The 2,316-nt window shown below is 72.2% G+C and carries 4 protein-coding genes; all 4 read left to right on the top strand.

All coding sequences use genetic code 11. From position 1 onward, the window contains the following. A partial coding sequence (locus H5J26_RS30305) for a TIGR02234 family membrane protein (protein ID WP_181769156.1) occupies positions 1-562 on the top strand: 562 nt, incomplete at its 5' end. A gap of 114 nt (positions 563-676) precedes the next feature. Beyond that, a complete protein-coding gene (locus tag H5J26_RS30310; RefSeq protein ID WP_181769157.1) occupies positions 677-910 on the top strand; it encodes an HGxxPAAW family protein in 234 nt (77 codons plus the stop codon). Then, complete coding sequence (locus H5J26_RS30315) at positions 907-1,344, top strand: DUF2752 domain-containing protein (protein ID WP_181769159.1); 438 nt, start codon at positions 907-909, stop codon at positions 1,342-1,344. The genes H5J26_RS30310 and H5J26_RS30315 overlap by 4 nt, the downstream gene beginning before the upstream one ends. A gap of 171 nt (positions 1,345-1,515) precedes the next feature. Then, a partial coding sequence (gene trpC / locus H5J26_RS30320; protein WP_181769158.1) for an indole-3-glycerol phosphate synthase TrpC occupies positions 1,516-2,316 on the top strand: 801 nt, incomplete at its 3' end.

A 2,316-nucleotide genomic window follows, 5' to 3' on the forward strand; every position in this document is an offset into this window, starting at 1 on the left:
GGGCGGGCAGGTGTGGAGTCATTCGACGGCCTCCTTCGCCCAGGGCGAGCTGCCCGTGAAGGCGAAGGGCAGCGACGTCACCGGACTTCCCAGCGCGCTCGCGCTCGTCGGACTGGCCGCTCTCGTCGCGGTGTTCGCCGTCAAGCGCAAGAGCCGCGCCCTGGTCGCCGGGCTGCTCACCATGTGCGGCGCCGGCGCCCTCACGTCCACGCTGCTCAGCGCCGACGACAGCGCGCCGCTCGCCGACAAGGCCGCCAAGGCCAGCGGTCTGGCGCACAGCGGCATCGAGGCGGTGCACGTCAGTGCGTGGCCGTACGTCTCCGCGGTGGGCGGTGCGCTGCTGCTGCTCGCAGGAGCGCTGTCCGTTCGGTACGGGCCGGCCTGGCCGTCGATGTCCGGGAGCGGACGCTACGAGCGCACCCCTCGCCGGCCGCGCAGCGCCCCCGCGCCGGTGGACCCCGACCGGCCCGAGGATCTGTGGAAGGCGTTGGACCGCGGCGAGGACCCCACCGGCGGCACGCCCCCCGCCCGCCCGGGAGGTGCAGAGGGAAGCACCGCCTGATCCGCCGGTGCCCACCCCTGACTCGGGCTCTTCGCGGGCGAGGGGGAGAATGGTCGGGGATCGGGCCCGCGCGGCCCGGCCGGTTGAAGATCGGTTGAACTACGAGGAGCACACATGGCGGGCAACAGCCACGGTCACACCTGGGCGGCGTGGACGGGCGTCACGATCGTCTTCATCGGCATCTGCGTCGCCGGAATCTTCATGGTTCTGGCTCAGCCGGTCGGCTTCGTGGCGGGTCTTGTCGTGACCGCTGCCGGCGGCGTCGTCGGGCTGCTGATGCGGGCCGCGGGGCTCGGCCAGTCGAAGCCGGCCGCCCGTACGGCGCAGCCGCAGGAGCAGTCCTCCTGACCCGGCACGAGCCTGTACCCGCGAGACGCCGGCCCGGTGTGCCGGCGTCCCGCCTCGCCGCGCCGTTCGGAGCCCTCGCGGCCGTCGGCGCGGCTTTCGTGTATGTCGGCGCCGTCGACCCAGGGGAGCCCGGCCACTATCCGGTCTGCCCCCTGCTGCACTTCACGGGCATCTACTGCCCCGGCTGTGGCGGCCTGCGCAGCGCGCACGCGGTCGCACACGGCGACCTGGCGGCCGCGGTGGGGGCGAACGCGCTCGCGGTGGCCGGATTCGCTCTCTTCGCAGCCTTCGTGGTCTTCTGGATCGTGCGGGTGTTGCGTTCCCAGCCGGTGACCGTGCCGCTGCGGAGCCCGCACTGGTGGGTGCTGGGAGCCCTGGCACTGGCCTTCACGGTCGTACGGAATCTGCCGTGGGGAGCCGCGCTCGCCCCGTGACGGCGGCCCACCCGGAACCATCGAGGGCTGGGCGATTTGTCCGAAACGAGAAATTCAGGCCAACCGGATGCGAGACCTCCGGCTCCCGCCCGATAGCATCACACTGCCCGATCTGCCCATAGCCCCGCGTCCTTCGCGGAGCCCGGATCCAGCCAGAAGGAGGCCGCTCGCGTGAGTGTGCTCGACGAGATCATCGAAGGTGTGCGTGAGGACCTTGCCGAGCGGCAGGCGCGCGTCAGCCTCGACGAACTCAAGGAGCGCGCCGCGGCTGCCCCCGCCGCCAAGGACGGCGTGGCTGCGCTGAAGGGCGACAGTGTCAAGGTCATCTGCGAGGTCAAGCGGTCCAGCCCCTCGAAGGGGGCACTGGCCGCGATCGCCGACCCGGCCGGGCTCGCCGCGGACTACGAGGCGGGCGGCGCCGCCGTGGTCTCCGTCCTCACGGAGCAGCGGCGCTTCGGCGGTTCGCTGGCCGACCTCGACTCCGTACGGGCCAAGATCGACATCCCGGTGCTGCGCAAGGACTTCGTCTTCTCCGCCTACCAGCTGTGGGAGGCCCGCGCGCACGGTGCGGACGTGGTGCTGCTCATCGTCGCCGCGCTGGAGCAGGAGGCGCTGGTCTCGCTGATCGAGCGGGCCGAGTCGATCGGGCTGACCCCCCTGGTCGAGGCGCACGACGAGGAGGAGGCCCAGCGGGCCCTCGACGCCGGTGCGCGGATCATCGGGATCAACGCCCGCAACCTCAAGACCCTCGAAGTGGACCGCGGCAACTTCTCCCGCATCGCGCCTGAGATCCCTGACCACATCGTCAAGATCGCGGAGTCGGGCGTCCGCGGGCCGCACGACCTGATCGCCTACGCCAACGACGGCGCGGACGCGGTCCTCGTCGGCGAATCGCTCGTCACCGGCAAGGACCCGAAGACGGCCGTCGCCGATCTCGTCGCCGCCGGCGCACACCCCGCGCTCCTCCTGCTG

Origin of the sequence: Streptomyces albidus (ex Kaewkla and Franco 2022) (assembly GCF_013870515.1) — a bacterium.
In the GTDB taxonomy this organism is placed as follows: domain Bacteria; phylum Actinomycetota; class Actinomycetes; order Streptomycetales; family Streptomycetaceae; genus Streptomyces; species Streptomyces albidus.